General features: G+C 70.7%; 12 protein-coding genes. 7 read left to right on the top strand and 5 right to left on the bottom strand.

Translation table 11 applies throughout. The annotated features are described in order from the left end of the window. On the bottom strand, positions 1 to 849 hold the full coding sequence (gene map / locus HCT63_RS17995) for a type I methionyl aminopeptidase (protein ID WP_167008098.1): 849 nt from the start codon (positions 847 to 849) through the stop codon (positions 1 to 3). A gap of 80 nt (positions 850 to 929) precedes the next feature. Here map and HCT63_RS18000 point away from each other — a divergent pair, with 80 nt between their 5' ends. Together HCT63_RS18000 and HCT63_RS18005 are read left to right on the top strand one after the other, a co-directional pair. Then, positions 930 to 1,136: a hypothetical protein gene (locus tag HCT63_RS18000; RefSeq protein ID WP_167008101.1), complete on the top strand. Its 207-nt coding sequence runs from the start codon at positions 930 to 932 to the stop codon at positions 1,134 to 1,136. 61 nt (positions 1,137 to 1,197) lie between these two features. Further along, complete coding sequence (locus HCT63_RS18005; RefSeq protein WP_167008104.1) at positions 1,198 to 2,007, top strand: thioesterase family protein; 810 nt, start codon at positions 1,198 to 1,200, stop codon at positions 2,005 to 2,007. Between the two features lie 19 nt (positions 2,008 to 2,026). Here the strand turns inward: HCT63_RS18005 and panB are convergent, their stop codons facing one another. Next, on the bottom strand, positions 2,027 to 2,923 hold the full coding sequence (panB, locus tag HCT63_RS18010; RefSeq protein ID WP_167008107.1) for a 3-methyl-2-oxobutanoate hydroxymethyltransferase: 897 nt from the start codon (positions 2,921 to 2,923) through the stop codon (positions 2,027 to 2,029). Positions 2,924 to 3,126: 203 nt separating this feature from the next. Between panB and HCT63_RS18015 the strand changes: the two genes are divergently transcribed. After that, positions 3,127 to 4,875, top strand: coding sequence for a zinc carboxypeptidase (locus tag HCT63_RS18015; protein ID WP_167008110.1), 1,749 nt, complete (start codon positions 3,127 to 3,129; stop codon positions 4,873 to 4,875). A 57-nt stretch (positions 4,876 to 4,932) separates the two neighbouring features. On the opposite strand, the gene HCT63_RS18020 is transcribed toward HCT63_RS18015, so the two are convergent. Further along, positions 4,933 to 6,693, bottom strand: coding sequence for an NAD+ synthase (locus HCT63_RS18020; protein ID WP_167008113.1), 1,761 nt, complete (start codon positions 6,691 to 6,693; stop codon positions 4,933 to 4,935). A gap of 103 nt (positions 6,694 to 6,796) precedes the next feature. Here HCT63_RS18020 and glnA point away from each other — a divergent pair, with 103 nt between their 5' ends. Together glnA and HCT63_RS18030 are read left to right on the top strand one after the other, a co-directional pair. After that, complete coding sequence (gene glnA, locus HCT63_RS18025) at positions 6,797 to 8,134, top strand: type I glutamate--ammonia ligase (RefSeq protein ID WP_167008116.1); 1,338 nt, start codon at positions 6,797 to 6,799, stop codon at positions 8,132 to 8,134. A 2-nt stretch (positions 8,135 to 8,136) separates the two neighbouring features. Continuing rightward, positions 8,137 to 11,079, top strand: a complete 2,943-nt coding sequence (locus tag HCT63_RS18030; protein WP_208322506.1) for a bifunctional [glutamine synthetase] adenylyltransferase/[glutamine synthetase]-adenylyl-L-tyrosine phosphorylase — start codon at positions 8,137 to 8,139, stop codon at positions 11,077 to 11,079. 68 nt (positions 11,080 to 11,147) lie between these two features. On the opposite strand, the gene HCT63_RS18035 is transcribed toward HCT63_RS18030, so the two are convergent. Next, positions 11,148 to 11,435 carry a WhiB family transcriptional regulator gene (locus HCT63_RS18035; protein ID WP_167008119.1) on the bottom strand — a complete coding sequence of 96 codons (288 nt, stop codon included), beginning with the start codon at positions 11,433 to 11,435 and terminating at the stop codon, positions 11,148 to 11,150. A 111-nt stretch (positions 11,436 to 11,546) separates the two neighbouring features. Here HCT63_RS18035 and HCT63_RS18040 point away from each other — a divergent pair, with 111 nt between their 5' ends. Then, positions 11,547 to 12,590: a MerR family transcriptional regulator gene (locus HCT63_RS18040; RefSeq protein ID WP_167008122.1), complete on the top strand. Its 1,044-nt coding sequence runs from the start codon at positions 11,547 to 11,549 to the stop codon at positions 12,588 to 12,590. A gap of 12 nt (positions 12,591 to 12,602) precedes the next feature. Here the strand turns inward: HCT63_RS18040 and HCT63_RS18045 are convergent, their stop codons facing one another. Then, positions 12,603 to 13,310: a TetR/AcrR family transcriptional regulator gene (locus HCT63_RS18045; RefSeq protein ID WP_243843104.1), complete on the bottom strand. Its 708-nt coding sequence runs from the start codon at positions 13,308 to 13,310 to the stop codon at positions 12,603 to 12,605. 104 nt (positions 13,311 to 13,414) lie between these two features. On the opposite strand from HCT63_RS18045, the gene HCT63_RS18050 reads away from it, so the two are divergent. After that, positions 13,415 to 14,326, top strand: coding sequence for an NAD-dependent epimerase/dehydratase family protein (locus HCT63_RS18050; RefSeq protein WP_167008125.1), 912 nt, complete (start codon positions 13,415 to 13,417; stop codon positions 14,324 to 14,326). Positions 14,327 to 14,339 lie beyond the last annotated feature (13 nt).

Genomic DNA, 14,339 nt, shown 5'->3' on the forward strand with positions numbered 1-14,339 from the left:
TCACGGGACCGTGAGGATCTCGGCGCCGCTGTCGGTGACGAGCAGCGTGTGCTCGAACTGCGCGGTGCGGGCCTTGTCGCGTGTCGTTGCCGTCCAGCCGTCGTCCCACATGTCCCACTCGATCGTGCCGAGGGTCAACATCGGCTCGATCGTGAAGGTCATCCCCGGCTTGATCAAGGTGTCGTAACGCGGGTCGTCGTAGTGGGGGATGATCAGGCCGTCGTGGAACGCGGGCCCGACCCCGTGGCCGGTGAAGTCGCGCACGACGCCGTAGCCGAAGCGCTTGGCGTACGACTCGATGACGCGTCCGATGACGTTGATCTCGCGGCCGGGCCGGACGGCGCGGATCGCCCGCATCAGCGCCTCGTGCGTCCGCTCGACGAGCAGGCGCGCCTCCTCGTCGACATCGCCGACAAGGTAGGTCTTGTTGGTGTCACCGTGGACGCCGCCGACGTACGCGGTGATGTCGATGTTGACGATGTCGCCGTCCTCGAGCGCACGCGCGTCGGGGATGCCGTGGCAGATCACCTCGTTGACGCTCGAGCACAGCGACTTTGGATAGCCGCGGTAGCCGAGGGTCGACGGGTAGGCGCCCTGGCTCACGAGGAACTCGTGCCCGATCGCGTCGAGCTCGTCGGTCGTCACGCCAGGGGTGATCGCAGCCTCGACCGCGTCGAGCGCCTGCGCGGCGATGCGCCCGGCCACCCGCATCGCGGCGATCGTCTCGGCTGAACGGACCTCGGGTCCGTCGTACGACGCGGGCTTGGCCTTGCCGACGTACTCGGGCACGGCGATCGTCGAGGGCACCGTACGGCGCGGGGACTGGGCGTGGGGGGTCAGCACGGTCACGCGACGAGTGTAGGTGTGGCTCCCGCACGCGCCGGCGCGCACGTCGCCGCCGTCGGGCAGGATGGGGGAAGGAGGTCGCGATGACGGACGAGAAGTTCTACTACTGCATCAAGCACCATGCGGTCGAGGGGGCCGACGGGTGTCGGGCGATCGATCGCCTCGGCCCGTACGACACGCGCGAGGAGGCCGAGCACGCGCTCGAGATCGCGCAGCAGCGCAACGAGCAGTGGGACAACGACCCCGACTGGAACGACGACGCCGAGGAGGGCCCGACCGCCTCAGCGTGAGGCCCCGGCCCGATCTGTCGGTGGCAGCCGCCATGATGGGCTCCTCGACAAGAGGAGCACCATGACTGCGCGACCCCACCCCTTTCACGACGTGAGCGCCGTGCGCGCGACGACCGACGGCTTCGAGGCCGAGGTCGACCCGGAGTGGTGCGTCGGCGAGAAGCCCAACGGGGGCTATCTCCTCGCGATGCTCGCCCGCGCCGCGACGCTGAGCGCGGGGCACGCGCACGTGGTCACCGCGTCGGCGCACTATCTCCACTCGCCCGACCCAGGTCCGGTCGAGATCGAGACGACCGTGCTCCGCAAGGGGCGCAGTGCCGACCATGTGCGGGCGACGATGCGGCAGGACGGTCGGCCCTGCGTCGAGGCGGTCCTCATGATCGGGCAGCTCGACGTCGCGACGACGCCCTACTGGGACCGTGGCGCGCCGCCTCGTCCGACGGCCGACCGCGAGCACGGCGTCCGCGTGCCAGGGACGAGCCCGACCGGGGTGCGCATCCGGGTGATGGATCAGGTTGACCTTCGCCTCGATCCCGCCACGCTCGGGTTCGGAGCGGGCCGCCCGAGCGGCTCCGGTGAACTACGAGGGTGGCTCGCCTTCCTCGACGACGCGGCGTTCGAGCCGGTCTCGCTCCTCTATGCGGTCGACTCGTTCCCGCCGGCGACGTTCGAGATCGCGCCCACGGACTGGGTGCCGACGTTGGAGATGACCGCGTACGTCCGGGCGCTCCCCGTGCCGGGGCCGTTGACGATCCTCCACCGTGCCCAGCTCGTCGAGGCGCAGCGCGTCGACGAGTCCACGTTCGTGTGGGACCGCGCCGGTCGCCTCGTCGCACAGGCGACGCAGCTCGCGGGGGTCCGGCTGGGCTGAGCCCCGGCACAGCCCGTGGCTAGAAGGTGTGCTCCTCGCCGGGGAACGTGCCGCCCTCGACGTCGGCGACGTACGCCCGAGCGGCGTCGAGCATCGTCGTCCGCAGGTCGGCGTACTTCTTCACGAACCGCGGCAGGCGGCCTGCGTTGAGGCCCATCATGTCCTGCCACACGAGCACCTGGGCGTCCGTGCCGGCACCGGCGCCGATGCCGATGGTCGGGATGTGGAGCTTCGCCGTGATCTCGGTGGCGACGTCGCCCGGCACCATCTCCATGACGACCGCGAACGCCCCGGCCTCCTGCACGGCGAGCGCGTCGTCGACGGTCTTCTGGGCGGCATCGCCACGCCCCTGGACGCGGTAGCCGCCGAGCGCATGCTCCGACTGCGGTGTGAAGCCGATGTGCGCGCAGACCGGCACCCCACCGTCGACGAGCCGTCGGATCTGCGGGGCCATCTCGACACCGCCCTCGAGCTTGACGCCGTGCGCGTGGCCTTCCTTCATGAAGCGCACCGCGGTGTCGTACGCCTGCTCCGGCGAGCCCTGGTACGACCCGAACGGCAGGTCGGCGAGGACGAACGCGTGCTTCGCGGAGCGCGAGACCGCACGCACGAGCGGGACGAGCTCATCGACGCTCACAGGCAGCGACGACTCGTACCCGTAGACGTTGTTGGCCGCGGAGTCACCGACGAGGAGGACGTGCACGCCCGCCTCGTCGAAGATCTGCGCGGAGTACTGGTCGTACGAGGTGAGCATCGTCCACTTCTCACCGCGCTCCTTCATCTGCGCGAGCGTGTACGTCCGGACGCGCTTGCGCGCCGCGGGAGCGGTCGCGGGCGTCTGGGTGGAGCCGGTGCCGTAGGGCGCGGGCTCTTCCTGCGGGGCGCCGCCGCTGGGGGCGGAGGTGTTCTCGGACATCGTGATCCTTCGTTCTCGCAGCTCCCGGTTGGAGTCCACGGACGTCTTCAGACTGCCACGGGACCACCGGGTCGTCGTACCGGCTTCAGGTGACCTCTGATGTGTTTTGCGTTACATGACGGAAATCGTTTCGTCGCGCGCGAGAAGCCCGTCGCCGCCAGATTGAGTGCGCACGCATTTCATCGAGCGAAGAGGTGGAGTCGATGACCGAACGACAGACGACGGGGGACCAGCCCGGTCGCAGGAGACGCGGGCGGATCGCCGCACCGCTCGGAGTGCTCGCCCTGACGATCGGCGCGCTGGCCCCGGGGTCCGCGGCGGCAGACGAGCCCAGCCTGTACGAGCCGGGGCTGACGTCGATCGTCGAGGTGATGCTCGACGACCGCGGGGACTACGAGCGGCTCACCGCGCTGGGGCTGGACGAGATCAGCCACCACGGTGGTGGCGCGCAGGACGGCGGCGAGGTCGAGGTGATGCTGCACGCCGAGTCCGACGCGCGCACGCTGCGCAAGGCAGGCTTCGGGTGGGACGTCGTGGTCGAGGACGTGGACGCGGTCAACCGTGAGGCGCGCGCCGAGGAGAGCGCGGCCGCTGCAGCAGCCGCCGCCGACCCGAGCGAGCGCTCGGACCTGCCGACCGGCCGTGTCTCGTACCGGACGCTCCAGGAGGTCAACGCGGAGCTGGCGAGCCTGGCGAAGCGCTATCCCAAGACCGTCACGCTGTTCCGCCTGCCGCGCCCGTCGCTGCTCGGCACGCCCGTCTATGGCGTCGAGATCACGCACGACGTGAAGAAGGACAGCGGCAAGCCCGTCTTCCTGCTCACCGGTCTCACGCACTCGCGCGAGTGGCCGACGACCGAGCTCACGATGGAGTTCCTCTGGGACCTCGTCCAGAACGACCGCAGCGACGCACGCATCACGTCGATGCTCGAGCGGGGCCGCCTCGTCGCCGTGCCGGTCGTCAACCCCGACGGGTACGAGATGTCACGTGGGCTCGTCCACGAGCAGAAGCGCAAGAACTGCCGTGTCGTCGACGGCGAGGTCCCGACCCGCGCGCAGTGCGCGGCGGCGGAGTCCGCCAACGTGGGCGTCGACCTCAACCGCAACTACACGGCCTTCTGGGGCGGACCCGGATCGGGCGCGCGGACGACGGACAGCAACTATCGCGGTGCGGCCCCGGCGTCGGAGCCGGAGATCGCCAACATGATCGACCTCGTGAACGCCCACCAGGTCACGCTCGCGATCAGCAACCACACCCCGGACGAGCGGGTACTACGTGCCCCGAGCGCGCCGAACGAGCCCACCCCGGCTGAGGAAGCGATCTACCAGCAGATCGCCGAGATCCTTGGGCAGATCATGGGGTGGCCGGCCGGACCGTGGCCCGAGATCTACTACGACGCGAGCGGGACGGCCGAGCAGACATCGTTCTACACCAGCGGCACGTTCGCGTTCACGTTCGAGAACACGCCGGGCCATCGCGACAACGATCGGTTCCACCCGCCGTACCCGTCGGTGATCGACCAGTACCTCGGGACCGGCGAGTATGAGGGGTCGACCGCACGCGAGGCGTTCCTCACCGCGTTCGGGCAGGCGAGCGATCCCACCTACCACGCGCTGATCTCGGGCTCGGCGAAGCCGGGGACGGAGCTCGCCTTGCGCAAGGACGTCACGGTGACCAGCTCGCCGGTGACGCTTCCGGGTGAGAGCCTGCCGCTGACCCTGCCGGTCGACGACCGCGTCGAGACGACCTTGACTGTCCCGTCCAGCGGTCGCTTCTCGTGGCACGTCAACCCGTCGGACCGCCCGAGCCAGGCGGCCACGGCGAACATACGAGAGTCGTGGAGTCTGAGCTGCCGTCGCGGCAAGGGGGAGTGGAAGGACGCCGGGATGGTACGGGTGACCCGCGGGACGGAGGTCACGCTCGACCGTCAGGCGCTGCCGCGCAGCTGCTGAGCCGGCTGTACGCGTCCGGTGCCCGGGCGGTTGCTCGGGCACCGGAGGCGAACGGGCTCAGTCTGTGACGAGGTGCTCGCGCCAGCCATGGGTGATCGGGACCCGGCGGTCGCGACCGAAGTTGCGCCGCGTGACCTTGGGGCCCGGCGGGTACTGGCGGCGCTTGTACTCGGCGCGGTCGACCAGCGTCACCACCCGCTCGACCAGCTCGGGGTCGTAGCCCTCCGCGACCACCGCGGCCGCCGGCAGGTCGCGCTCGACGTACGCGTCGAGGATGCCATCGAGGACCTCGTACGGGGGCAGCGAGTCGGTGTCGAGCTGGCCGGGACGCAGCTCGGCCGAGGGCGGCTTGCTGATCGCGTTCTCCGGGATCGGCGGCGTCTCGCCACGCGCGTCGGCGTACGCGTTGCGCCAGCGGGCGAGCTCCCAGACGAGGGTCTTGCGGACGTCCTTGATCGGGGCGTAGCCGCCGACCGCGTCACCGTAGATCGTCGAGTAGCCGGTCGCGACCTCGGACTTGTTGCCGCAGGCGAGCACGAGGTGGCCCTCCTGGTTGGACAGGCCCATCCAGACGACGGCACGCACGCGGGCCTGCAGGTTCTCCTCGGCGAGCCCGCTGAGGCCCAGCGCCTCCTGGAACGCGTCGACCATCTGCGCGATCGCGACTGTCCGCAGGTCGAGCCCCGTACGGCGTGCGAGCTCGGCGGCGTCGGAGCGCGAGTGCTCGGTCGAATACGCGCTGGGGTTGGAGACGCCGAAGACCCGGTCGGCGCCGAGCGCGTCGACGGCGATCGCGGCGCACAGCGTGGAGTCGATGCCGCCGGACAGGCCGAGCAGCACGGAGCGGAAGCCGTTCTTCTCGACGTAGTCGCGCAGGCCGACGACGAGTGCGCGATAGATCTCCTCGAGGTCGTCGAGCCGCGGGAGCACCGGGGAAGTGACCGACTCGTACGGGGCGACGGGCTCGGTGGTGATGACCGTACGGACGATGCGTAGCCCCGCGAACCGGGTGTCGGCCGGGGGCATCAGGCGCCGGGCCGCAGGCAGGTCCAGGTCGACGACGAGGAGCTCCTCGACGAACTGCGCCGTACGGGCGAGCAGCGTGCCTTCGGCATCGACCACGAGGGAGTCGCCGTCGAAGACGAGCTCGTCCTGGCCTCCGACCAGGTTGACGTAGGCGAGTGCGCAGTCGCCCTCGACCGCGCGTCGTCGGCACAGGTCGAGACGAACGTCGTCCTTGTTGGCCTCGTACGGGGAGCCGTTGGGGACGACGAGCAGGCCCGCACCGGACGCGCGGACGGCCGAGGCGATCCCGTCGCGCCAGAGGTCCTCGCAGATGAGCATCGCGACGTCCGTGCCGTTCACCTCGAGGACGTTGAGGATGTCACCGGGGACGAAGGTGCGGATCTCGTCACCGACGCCGTAGTTCCAGAGGTGGATCTTGGCCTGGCGCGCGACGATCTCCCCGCCGTGCATGACAGCGAGCGCGTTCTGGGGGGCGTTCTTGGGGATGCCGGGTCCTTCGGCGACGCCCTCGGCCTGGTCGAGGAAGCCGACGACGGCGACGAGGTCGCCGAGGCCCTCGGCGGCGAGCGTACGGGCGAGCTCCTCGGCCTTGGCCCGCGACGCGCCGACCACCGAGGCGCGCATCGCGAGGTCTTCGAGCGGGTAGCCGGTGAGCACCATCTCGGGGAACACGACGAGGTGGGCGCCAGCCTCGTGAGCGTCTCGGCAGCGGCTCAGCACGAGCTCGGCGTTGTGGTCGAAATCCCCGACGCGGGCGTTGACCTGGGCGAGAGCGACGCGAAGCTGAGGCACGTGGCGAGCCTAGCGTCCCCGATCTGTGCCGTCGGCCGCCGAACTGCCCCAGCGATTCGGACCCGTTCACCCGGCCGTCACGAATCACGGGCACACTTGGCCCATGGGTAAGCAGGAAGACTTCGTGCTGCGTGCGCTCGAGGAGCGCGACGTCCGCTTCGTACGGCTGTGGTTCACCGACGTCCTCGGGCATCTGAAGTCCGTGGCGGTCGCGCCCGCGGAGCTCGAAGGCGCCTTCGACGAGGGCATCGGCTTCGACGGCTCGGCGATCGAGGGCTTCGCCCGCGTCCACGAGGCCGACATGCTCGCCAAGCCCGACCCGTCGACGTTCCAGATCCTTCCGTGGCGCGGCGAGACGCCGGCGACCGCGCGCATGTTCTGCGACATCCAGCTCCCCGACGGCAGCCCCTCGTACGCCGACCCGCGCTTCGTCCTCAAGCGGACGCTCGCGAAGGCCGCCGAGATGGGCTTCAGCTTCTACACGCACCCCGAGGTCGAGTTCTTCCTCTTCAAGGGCAAGCCCGAGAGCGGGACGCGCCCGGTCCCGGTCGACGACTCCGGCTACTTCGACCACACCGCGCAGGGTGGCGGCCAGGACTTCCGCCGCGAGGTCATTACGATGCTCGAGGCGATGGGCATCTCCGTCGAGTACAGCCACCACGAGGGCGCTCCGGGCCAGCAGGAGATCGACCTGCGCTACGCCGACGCGCTGACGACGGCCGACAACATCATGACCTTCCGTACGGTCGTCCGTGAGGTCGCGCTGGGCCAGGGCCTGTGGGCGAGCTTCATGCCCAAGCCGTTCACCGACCACCCGGGCTCGGGCATGCACACCCACATGAGCCTGTTCGAGGGCGACGAGAACGCGTTCTACGAGGCCGGCTCCGAGTACCAGCTCTCGCGCACCGGGCGCTCGTTCATCGCCGGCATCCTCCAGCACACGTCGGAGATCACCGCGATCACCAACCAGTGGGTCAACTCGTACAAGCGCCTCATTTTCGGCGGCGAGGCCCCGTCGTACGTCTGCTGGGGCCACAACAACCGCTCGGCGCTTGTCCGGGTGCCGATGTACAAGCCGCACAAGGGCGGCTCGGCCCGCATCGAGCACCGCGCGATCGACGCCGGCTGCAACCCGTACCTCGCGTTCGCCGTGGTGCTCGCGGCCGGCCTGAAGGGTATCGAGGAGGGGTACGAGCTCCCGCCGGAGGCCGAGGACGACGTCTGGGCGCTGACCGAGACCGAGCGCCGTGCGCTGGGCATCGCGCCGCTGCCCCGCAACCTCGACGAGGCCATCCGTGAGATGGAGAGCAGCGAGCTGGTCGCCGAGACGCTGGGCGAGCACGTGTACGACTTCTTCCTGCGCAACAAGCGGGCGGAGTGGCACGAGTACCGCTCGCAGGTGACGCAGTTCGAGCTCGACCGGCTGGTGACTCGGGTCTGAGCGTGTCGGAGGAGCGAAGACCGCAGCGCCTGCGGACGACGTCGGGCTGGCTCGCGCGGCTCGGGTTCACCGACGCCGACGCCGCGGCGTCGCTGCTCGACGACTGCGGCATCCGCTCCGCCGCGATCGTCGAGCGGGTCGCGCACGGCGCCGACCCCGACCTCGCGCTGCGGATGCTGTGCGCGATCGCGGCCGCATTCGAGGGGGAGGGGACGCTCGAGGAGCACCTCGAGGCCGACGCCGAGCTGCTCACGCGGCTGGTCGCCGTGCTCGGTGCGAGCCAGGCGCTCGGCGAGTTCCTCGTCCGCCGGCCCGCGGTGGTGCTCGACCTGCGGGCGACGACGATGCCGCTCGAGCCGCGCGACCAGGCGGCATTCGAGTCCGTGCTCGGCGAGGTGGCCGACGGCGACGCGCTGCGCATCGCGTACCGGCGCCAGCTGGTGCAGATCGCCGCGCGCGACCTGACCCGGCGCAGCAGCTACGAGCAGACCTCGGCCGAGCTCGCTGACCTGGCAGGTGCCACGCTCGCGTCGGCGCTGCGCCTGGCGCGCGAGCAGGTCGAGGGCGCCGAGCAGGCTCGCCTCGCGGTGATCGCGATGGGCAAGTGCGGCGGCCGCGAGCTCAACTACGTCAGCGATGTCGACGTCGTCTTCGCGTACGCCCCTGTCGACGGCGTCGAGGAGCAGCGGGCCGCCCGGGTGGCCACCCAGCTCGCCTCGACACTCATGCGCCTGTGCAGCGACCACACCCGCGAGGGCACGATCTGGGAGGTCGACGCCAACCTCCGACCAGAGGGCAAGGACGGCCCGCTCGTCCGTACGGTCGCCAGCCACGTCGCTTACTACGAGCGCTGGGCGAGCACGTGGGAGTTTCAGGCGCTGCTCAAGGCGCGACCGGTCGCGGGCGACGCCGACCTCGGTCGGGAGTACGTCGACGCACTGATGCCGAGGGTGTGGCAGGCCGCGACGCGCCCGCACTTCGTCGTCGACACGCGGGCGATGCGCCGCCGGGTGATCGACAACATCCCGCCTCAGCAGCTCGACCGGGAGCTCAAGCTCGGGCCGGGCGGCCTGCGTGACGTCGAGTTCGCCGTGCAGCTCCTCCAGCTCGTCCACGGGCGTACGGACGAACGCCTGCGGGTCCGCTCGACCACCGACGCGCTGCGGGCGCTCGTCGACGGCGGGTACGTCGGCCGCACGGACGGGGCCGCGATGACCGAGGCGTACACGTTCCTCCGCACGTTCGAGCACCGCATCCAGCTCGACGGCCTGCGGCGTACGCACCTCGTCCCGACCGACCCGCGCACCTTGCGCATGATCGGGCGGACGCTGGCGTTCCGTACCGACCCTGCCGCGAACCTCCTCAAGGAGTGGCAGGCCCAGCGTCGTGAGGTCCTGCGGCTCCATCAGAAGCTTTTCTACCGCCCGCTGCTCGACGCGGTCGCGGCGATGCCGTCGGACGCCCTGCGGCTGACCCCGGAGGCGGCGCGGGCGCGGCTGGAGGCCCTCGGCTACGACGACCCGCGCGCGGCGCTCACGCACATCGCCGCGCTCACCACCGGCGTCCGGCGGTCGGCGGCGATCCAGCGCCAGCTCATGCCGGCGATGCTCGCGTGGTTCGCGGAGTCACCCAACCCCGACGGAGGGCTGCTCGCGTTCCGCAAGGTCTCGGAGAGCCTCGGGGCGACGCACTGGTATCTCCGCAAGCTGCGCGACGAGGGCGAGGGCGCCGAGCAGCTCGCCAAGATTCTCGCCGGAAGCGCGTACGTCACCGACCTGATCCTGCGGGCGCCCGAGGCGGTCGCGATCCTCGGCGACGACGCCGAGCTCGCTCCACGCAGCCTGGAGCGCATCGCGACCGAGACTCGTTCGGCGGCGCGTCGCCACGACGACCCGAAGGAAGCGATCCGTACGGTGCGCCGGGTCCGTCGCCGCGAGCTGTCGCGCGTGGCGACCTCCGACGTCCTCGGTCGGCTCGACGTCGTCGACGTCGGTCACGCACTCAGCGACATCAGCGTCGCCACGCTGGAGGCGGCGCTCGAGGTCGCGACGCGCACCGTGGCGACGCAGCGCGGTGGTGAGGTGCCGACCCGGATCTCGGTCGTCCTCATGGGGCGCCTCGGTGGACGCGAGGCGGGGTACGGGTCCGACGCCGACGTGATGTTCGTGCACGACCCGCTGCCCGGCGCGGACGAGTCGGCTGCGAGCCAGTCGGCGATCGCCGTCGCGACCGAGCTGCGGCGCATCCTCGCAGGGGCCGGACCCGACCCGGCGCTCGAGGTCGACGCCGACCTGCGCCCCGAGGGACGCTCGGGTCCGCTCGTGCGCACGCTCGCCTCGTACCGTGCCTACTACGCGCGCTGGTCGATGGTGTGGGAGGCGCAGGCTCTGCTCCGTGCCGCCCCCGTCATCGGCGACGCCGCGCTCAACGCGGCGTTCCGCGACCTCGTCGACCCGCTGCGCTGGCCCGCCGACGGTGTCTCGGAGCAGGACGTGCGAGAGATCCGCCGGATCAAGGCGCGCGTCGACTCCGAGCGGCTGCCGAGGGGTGCCGACCCGGCCACCCACCTCAAGCTCGGGCGCGGAGGCATCGCCGATATCGAGTGGACCGTCCAGCTGATGCAGATGCAGTACGCCCACGAGATCGACGGTCTGAGGACCACCGAGACGCTGCCGGCGCTGCATGCGGCGGTGAGCGCGGGCCTGATCGCCGCCGACGATGCCGCGGTGCTGGAGGCCGCGTGGCGGCTCGCGGGCCGGATCCGCAACGGCTACGTGCTGCTGCGCAACCGTCCCGCGGCCTCGCTTCCCTCGAACGCCAACGACCGCGCAGGAATCGCGTGGTTGCTCGGCTACGGGATCGATGGCGGGGAGCACATGGTCGACGACTACCTACGGACGACGCGACGTGCGCGCCAGGTGGTCGAACGCCTCTTCTGGGGCTAGCCGTAGCCAGCGCCCGGGCGGGTCATGGCCGGCCGGTTGCGGGGACCGGCCGGCCATCTCGTGTTGCTTTACCCTGCGGTGCGCTCGCCCGTGAGGAGAGCGGCACGTTCCCCTGTGGTGAGACCTCCCCAGACGCCATATGGCTCCTTCACCTTGAGCGCGTGCTGCAAGCACTGGTCACGGACCACGCAACGCGCGCAGTACGTCTTGGCCAGGTGCTCACGAGCGTGCCGACGGGGGCCGCGCTCGGACTCAGGAGAGAAGAACGTCTCGGGGTCTGCCTCACGACAGGCTCCCTCGTACTGCCATTCGTACGCCTCCATCAGAGGCATTGGAAGGCGGGCAATGCTTGCCATGTTGGTACCCCCTATGAATCAACGCGGCATGCAACTGGTTCAGAACTTATCCAAATCTGATTCAGTGCACAAGATCCGTGTGGCGGGAGGCACGTGCACACGCGACACTCGATGACGAGATACTCCTTCGAGGGCGAGAGTGGGGCGACTGCCCTGGACTCCGACGAACTACCGACCACCAAGCCGCTCGAGGCGGCGCTGGAGACGAGCATGGGCGACGAATCTGAGCTCCTCTGGGGTGTGGGTGCGGTCGCCGAGCGTGTGGGCATCGCGACGCCCACACTGCGGACGTGGGAGCGCCGGTACGGCATCGGGCCGAGCCAGCGCACCGGCGGCGGGCACCGGCGCTACACCGAGACCGACATCCGTCGCGTCCAGCTGATGAACCGGATCGTCTCTAGCGGTGTCTCGGCGCAGTCGGCCGCTCGGGTCGCGCTCTCGCTCGACGCGGGCGGTCTCGTCGCCGCGCTCGCCTCGGACGACCCGCTCTACCACGCCCCTGGTCACGTCATCGCCACGCCGGACGAGTCGGTCACGCGGATCGTCGGCGCCGCCGCCGCCCTCGACGTCGTCGGACTGACCACGGTCCTCGCCGACGCCGTACGCGACTGGGGCGTCCTCGGGGCGTGGGTCAACGTCCTCGCGCCCGCGTTGCGCGAGGTCAGCGACGGAGTCGAGGCGGGCATCATCGGCGTGGAGTCGCAGCGTATCGCGCTGGAGCGGCTCGAGGTGGAGCTGCGCTCGGTCGCGAGGACGTACGCGCCGCGCTACGTCGGAGCGCGACCGCTCGTCCTGGCCTCCGTCGACGCCGAGGCCGAGTCGCTCGCGCTCCTCGCGCTCGAGGCGGCGCTGGCCGGCAAGGGCATCGCGGTGCTCTCGCTCGGGTTCGAGGTCACCGCCGACGCCGTCGCGGGTCTGCTGCGACGGGTGACACCTGCCGCGGTCTATCTGTGGGCAAGCCACGCTCCGGATTCGGGAGTCGTCGACGCCATCGCGACGTCGGCAGGCGATGGGCCCGTGGTCCTCGTCGGGGGATCTGGGTGGTCCGAGTCGGCCGGGAGCGTCGGCGCCGCTCGCCTGGAGCCCGCGCCCGACCTGCTCGCGACGGCCGACCGGCTCGTCGGCCTGCTGCAGGGCACTCCCGCCACCCGCTGAGCCGCGGCGGGGTCAGCTGAGTCCGAGATCGCGCGCCAGGCGATCGATGAGGGCATCCATGTAGGCCGACGTGGGCAGCTCGGCGGGGTAGTGACCCCAGAGCTCGAACGACACCGTCCCGAAGATCGTCGTCCATGCCATCAGGGTGCGCATCGTCACCTCGCCAGGAAGGCTCGTGCCGGTGGCGTCCTCGACGAACACGTCGACCGGCTCGACGATCGCGCGGAGCGTGGTGCCCGTCGTCTCGCCAGCGGGCACCGCGCGTCCCCGCCATGAGTCGGCGACGATCCGGACGAGCGTGGTCGTGACACGCTGTGCCGGCGTCACGGTGTCCTCTGGAGCGGCGTACCCCTGCACTGGGGTCCCGTAGATCAGCGCGTAGTCGTTGGGATGGGCGAGGGACCAGTCGCGTATGGCATGGGTGAAGGCCGCGAGGCGCTTCGCGGTGCGCGAGCGGTCCTGCACCGCAGCATCGGCGGCCTCGACGTGTGCGCCGAGCTCGTCGTAGACCTCGACGAGCAAGGCGGTCAGGAGGGCATCACGGCTGGGGAAGTAGCGGTAGACGGCCGACGACACGAGGTCGAGCTCGCGGGCGATGGCGCGGAAGGACAGGGCGTCAGGAGGCGTCTGGGCGAGGTGGTCGCGGGCGATGCGGAGGATCGCGGCGACCGTCTCATCACGGCTGCGGCGCTTGCGTCCGGTTGGTTCGGTGGGCGGCACGGACTCTAGGATGCCATAGATGAGAGCAGTGCTCTCGACAATCGGCCGCCGAGGTCGTACGGTGAGACGAGAGCAGTGCTCTCCTCCATCGAAAGGACATCATCATGCAGGACCACCACGTGATCGTCGGAGCCGGGGCAGTCGGCCGGGAGGTGGCGGCCCAGCTCGTCGAACGCGGCTCTCGGGTCACCGTCGTGACACGGCGCGGCACCGCCGTCCCTGGCGCGACAGCGGTCGCGGCGGACGCCTCGGACGCGGCTGTGCTCCTGACCGCGGTCGACGGTGCCGACGCCCTCCACAACTGTGCAAACCCGTCGTACACGACCTGGACGACGGTCTGGCCGCCGCTCGCCGGATCGATGCTCGCGGCGACCGAGAAGTCGGGCGCCCTGCTCGTGATCACGGGCAACCTCTATCCGTACGGGCCGGTCGATGCGTCGATGACCGAGGGGATGCCCGATGCCGCGACCGATCCCAAAGGCAAGGTGCGCGGCAGGATGTGGGCCGAGGCGCTCGCGGCGCACCAGGCCGGGCGCGTGCGCGCGGTGGAGGTGCGCGGCTCGGACTACGTCGGCAAGGACGTCGGCGCCAACGGCGTCCTCACCCGTCTGGTCCCGACCGCCTTGCGCGGGCGACCGGTGTGGACCCTCGGGCGCGCCGACCTCCCGCACTCGTGGACCGATGTGCGTGACGTGGCGCGGACGCAGATCGCCCTCTCCGACCGACCGGAGCTGGCCGGTCGGGTCTGGCACGTGCCGAGCAATCCACCCCGGAGTCAGCAGGAGGCGCTCGACGACGTGATGGCGGCAGCCGGGCGACGATCGGTGCCGGTCCGGACGGTCCCTGACATCGGCGTACGCGCCATGGGGCGGTTCGTGCCGATGATGCGCGAGCTGGCCGAGACGAACTACCAGCGGACCCGCCCGTACCTGCTCGACTCCTCCGACGCCGAGCGCACCCTCGGGCTGGCTCCGACACCGTGGGACGAGGTCTGCCGTCGCACCGTGACGAACTGAGCCGCCGTCTGCG

The organism is Mumia sp. ZJ430, assembly GCF_011751845.1.
Classification (GTDB): Bacteria; Actinomycetota; Actinomycetes; order Propionibacteriales; family Nocardioidaceae; genus Mumia.

Coding starts and splice junctions, on each gene's coding strand:
- panB (WP_167008107.1), bottom strand. CDS start 2,923: ATGTCCGAGAACACCTCCGCCCCCAGCGGCGGCGCCCCGCAGGAAGAG.
- glnA (WP_167008116.1), top strand. CDS start 6,797: ATGGGTAAGCAGGAAGACTTCGTGCTGCGTGCGCTCGAGGAGCGCGAC.
- HCT63_RS18000 (WP_167008101.1), top strand. CDS start 930: ATGACGGACGAGAAGTTCTACTACTGCATCAAGCACCATGCGGTCGAG.
- HCT63_RS18035 (WP_167008119.1), bottom strand. CDS start 11,435: ATGGCAAGCATTGCCCGCCTTCCAATGCCTCTGATGGAGGCGTACGAA.
- HCT63_RS18050 (WP_167008125.1), top strand. CDS start 13,415: ATGCAGGACCACCACGTGATCGTCGGAGCCGGGGCAGTCGGCCGGGAG.
- HCT63_RS18005 (WP_167008104.1), top strand. CDS start 1,198: ATGACTGCGCGACCCCACCCCTTTCACGACGTGAGCGCCGTGCGCGCG.
- HCT63_RS18040 (WP_167008122.1), top strand. CDS start 11,547: ATGACGAGATACTCCTTCGAGGGCGAGAGTGGGGCGACTGCCCTGGAC.
- HCT63_RS18015 (WP_167008110.1), top strand. CDS start 3,127: ATGACCGAACGACAGACGACGGGGGACCAGCCCGGTCGCAGGAGACGC.